General features: G+C 72.1%; 5 protein-coding genes. All 5 read right to left on the reverse strand.

The annotated features are described in order from the left end of the window. Window positions 1-138 precede the first annotated feature (138 nt). Window positions 139-303 (reverse strand): hypothetical protein, encoded by a 165-nt coding sequence (locus AB0J52_RS30570; RefSeq protein ID WP_500186136.1) that lies wholly within the window; start codon window positions 301-303, stop codon window positions 139-141. A gap of 364 nt (window positions 304-667) precedes the next feature. Then, on the reverse strand, window positions 668-1,351 hold the full coding sequence (locus AB0J52_RS30575; RefSeq protein WP_500186138.1) for an NUDIX hydrolase: 684 nt from the start codon (window positions 1,349-1,351) through the stop codon (window positions 668-670). 148 nt (window positions 1,352-1,499) lie between these two features. After that, the gene (locus tag AB0J52_RS30580; RefSeq protein WP_500186139.1) at window positions 1,500-2,849 is read right to left on the reverse strand and encodes an SPFH domain-containing protein; all 1,350 of its coding nucleotides are present in this window, start codon (window positions 2,847-2,849) and stop codon (window positions 1,500-1,502) included. A 187-nt stretch (window positions 2,850-3,036) separates the two neighbouring features. Further along, on the reverse strand, window positions 3,037-3,237 hold the full coding sequence (locus AB0J52_RS30585; RefSeq protein ID WP_500186141.1) for an NfeD C-terminal domain-containing protein: 201 nt from the start codon (window positions 3,235-3,237) through the stop codon (window positions 3,037-3,039). A 141-nt stretch (window positions 3,238-3,378) separates the two neighbouring features. After that, window positions 3,379-3,998 (reverse strand): hypothetical protein (locus AB0J52_RS30590; protein WP_500186143.1); only part of this gene is annotated, 620 nt, incomplete at its 5' end.

Here is a 3,998-nt window from a genome sequence, read left to right on the forward strand (position 1 = left end):
CCCAATACCCGATTTGTTGTTATGTGTCTGGTTTTCTCACGTGTGCAGACCCGTTCGGGGGGACGCCGGCGGCTGCGCGGTGCGGCGCTCCGCCCGGCGTCCCTCAGGCCAGGGTCATGCTCCGCTCACCCCGAGGGGTCAGCAGCTGCCCTTGTAGGTCCACTCGCAGCCGGTCTGCGGGCAGCAGAACCGGAACCAGTAGCCGGGGTGACCGGCCGCGTTGCAGAAGTAGTTGCCGCTGCACGCGGAGGCGGTCTCCTTGGGGACGATACGGTTCAGGACGCGGTCGACGAGACGGCTCATGACACTCTCCTTTTCACACGTCGCCCGGGAATCCGCGGGAAAGTGAACGGGCGCTAACCGTCAGCTCGCGAGTTTCTGCGGTCGGCGCCCTCTTTTCCCGGAAAACTCCCGGGCCTTCGGGGCACTTCAAAGTAAGCGGCGTCGGCGCGATTTCCGCAAGCCCCAAGATCGTCTTCGGCCGCCGGTTTGTGAGGTCATGCCGAACGCCCCCGCCAAGATGATCAAGTTTGCTGGTTTGCCCAGGGCGCGCCGACGCTCCGCCCAGCGGAACGCCGCCGGGGCGCGACGGTCGGTGATCTCCGATTCGGGAGCCCGGCGGACCGCCGTCACCACGTCGGCGGCGCGAGATCCCCGCGGGGGACGGTCAGTCCTGGCAGGGGCGGGGGCGCAGCATCGGCGGGCGGAGCTGCTCGGCGTCGCCGCGCGTGTAGAGCTGGGCCGGACGGCCGCCGTCGCGGGTCGTCGTGCGGCCCGTCGGGACGAGGAAGCGGTCGGCGCCGGTGACCTTGCGGTGGAAGTTGCGCGGGTCGAGCGGCGTGCCCCAGACGATCTCGTAGACCCGGCGCAGCTCGGCGACGGTGAACTCGGGCGGCGCGAACGCGGCGGCGAGCGAGGTGTACTCCAGCTTCGCGCGGGCCCGCTCCACGCCGTCCAGCAGGATGCGGCGGTGGTCGAACGCGGCGCGGTCGCGGTGCACCAGGTCGTCCACCGGCTTCCAGAGCACCTGCGCGCGGCTGGAGGCGGGCAGGTCCGGCGCGAGGCCGAGGTAGGCGACGCTGACCACGCGCTGCCGGGGGTCGCGGTCCGGGTACCCGTAGGTGGCGAGCTGCTCCAGGTGGATGCGGACGTCGGCGAGCCCGGCGCGCTCGGCCATCAGCCGGGACGCGGCGGCGGGCAGGTCCTCGTCGAGCTGGATGAACCCGCCGGGCAGCGACCACGCGCCGTCGTACGGATCCCGGTCGCGCCGCCACACCAGCGCGCTCAGCCGCTGCTCCCGCACGGTGAGGACGACGAGATCGACGGTGACGGCGAGCCGGGGCACGGGCATGCCACGAACGTTATCCGGGTCACGCCGTCCGTGTGACCTTGTCGCCCCCGAGCGCACCGCTCCCCCTGCCCGGCCGGCGAGGACGGGCGATGAAACGACCGGGGCCCGGACGCGTCGTGCGTCCGGGCCCCGGGGTGAGCGGAAGGGATCAGGCCTCCGGAGCCTCTCCGGCGGCGGCGACGGCCGGAGCCGCGCCGTTCACCGGCTGCTTCTGGCCGTTCGCGGACGGCCCCGCCGCGCCGCCGGCGAGCAGGTTCCGGGCGAGGCCGAGGCCCGCGCCGCCGAGCGTGAGCGCCTTGGCGAGCATCTCCTCGATGCCCTCCGCGCCGTTCAGCACGACCATGTTGTCCACGTTGCCGAAGACGCCCGCGCCCGCCTCCACGATCTCGGGCCAGCGCTCGGCGAGCTGCTGGGCGATGACCGCCTCGGTGTTCTCCGCCAGCGCCTGCGCGCGCGCCTTGATGGCGTCCGCCTCGGCGAGGCCCTTGTTGCGGATCGCCCCGGCCTGCGCCTCACCGAGGATGCGCGTGGCCTCCGCTTCGCGCTGCGCCTTGAGCTGCGTCTCGGTCGCGGCCGCCTGGGCGTGCGCGACGCGCTCCTCGCGCTCGGCCTCGGCCAGCTTCACCCGCTCGTACGCGCGCGCGTCGGCGGGCTTGCGGATCTGGCTCTCCAGCAGCTTCTCGGTGCGCTCGGCCTCCAGCTCGGCGTTGCGGGTCTCCTTCTCGATGACCTCCTGCTTCGCCTGCTGCTCGGCCTGCTGCACCTGGCCCTGGTACTCGGCCTTCTTGATCTCGGTGTCGCGGATGACGGCCGCGTTCTGCCGGGCCGCCTCCTGCTCGCGCTCGGTGGCCTCGCGGTCGCGCTCGGCCTCGGCGATGCGGGCCGCGGACGCGACGGCGGCGGCGTGCGGACGGCCGAGGTTGGTGATGTAGCCGGTGGCGTCCTCGATCTCCTGGATCTGGAGCGAGTCCACGACCAGGCCGAGCTTGCTCATCTCGTCGGCGGCGCTCAGCCGGGTCTCGCTGGTGAGGCGCTCGCGGTTGAGGATCAGGTCCTCGACGGTGAGGCCGCCGATGATGGAGCGCAGGTGGCCGGTGAACAGCTCGTGGATCGCGCCGTCCATCGACTTCTGCTGGTCCAGGAAGCGCCGGGAGGCGTTGGCGATCGACACCAGGTCGTCCCCGACCTTGTAGATCACCACGCCCTTGACCTGCACCGGGATGCCCTGCTGCGTCACGCAGTGCACTTCCAGCGTGGTGTTGTGGATGTCCAGCCGGAGCCGGCGGGCGACCTGGAAGCCGGGCATCACCATCGTGCCCTTACCCGTGATGATCTTGAAGCCCAGGCTGTCCAGCCCGTTGACCGGCTTGGACCGCGCGCCCAGTCCGGAGATGATCAGCGCCTCGTTGGGCTCGGCCACCCGCCAGATCATCTTGAACAGGACGATGAGAAATATGACGGCCGCGACGATCGCGATCGCGACGATGACCACTGGCATCCGCCCCTCCAACCGGCCCGCCCCGGGACCGGGACAGCGACACCGCCGGGGAGCCTGACCGTCCGGTTGCCGACGCCGCTGATCACTAGACGGTATGCCGGGTGGTTCGGTTCCCCCACGCCGGGACGACCTCCCCGAACGTCCGGATGCGGCCGTCCCGCGCGAGGGTCAGGCTTCGAGTTCGGGCTCAGGCCAGGGCGCGGGCGACGTAGACGGTGCGCGGCGGGTGGTACTCGACGACGACCACGATCTCGCCGACGCCGATCTCGTCCTTCGGGTCGACGGGATGGGCGTAGAACGCCTCCGCGCCGCCCCGGACCGGGATCATCACCTCGCCGACGAGCCGCGGCCCGATCCGGCCGATGACGCGCCCCTCCTTGCCGATCACGTGCCGCTCCCCCGGTCCGCTCGTCCCGCGCCGTCGCTCAGCGCCGCCCGTCCAGTGCCGCCGTCCAGTGCAGTAGTCCGGCGCCGACGCCCGCCGCCGTCGGGATGACGGCCGCACGCCTGCACGGTATCCGGCGCGCCGTCACGGGAGATAGTGCTCACTTCGGTCGTACGCCTGACGGGCAATCTGCTCGACCTCCGCGCGGGTGGCGTTCGGGCCGAAGAGGCTGACGGTGGCGACGCAGTGGCGGCCGCGCAGCACCACGTACCAGGCGCGGGTGTGGGAGCCGCCGCTGATGGTGCTGACGCCGACGGTGCGCGAGCCCTTGCCGATCGTCCCCCCGGGGAACTCGCTGACGCGGTGCTCGGCGGTCTGCGTCCCGACGCGGGTCTTGAACACCAGGCAGCCGGACGGGACGCGCAGGTCGAGCTGGCGCTGCGCCGCCTCGTCCGGCATTCCCATGAGGGTCTCGGTGACGACCTGGCCGTCCCCCCGGTTGAAGCTGGTGAGCGCGGCGGGCGCGGCCTTGTCCACGGCGGGCTGGGCTCCGGCGGCGTCGGCGCAGCGCGGCTTGTCCAGCGTCACCTGCTTCTGGAGCTGGCCGAAGTTCTGGATGCCCTTCAACGAGCCGTACTCGCCCGCGTCCGGCTCACCGACGCGCCGGTAGCCGGTCACGTCGGCGAGCAGCGCCTGCTTGAGCTGGTCGGAGGAGTATCCGGTCAGCGCGAGCGCGGCCCGTCCGCCCCCGCCGTGCGATCCGC

The organism is Spirillospora sp. NPDC049652 (genome assembly GCF_040675125.1).
Classification (GTDB): Bacteria; Actinomycetota; Actinomycetes; order Streptosporangiales; family Streptosporangiaceae; genus Spirillospora.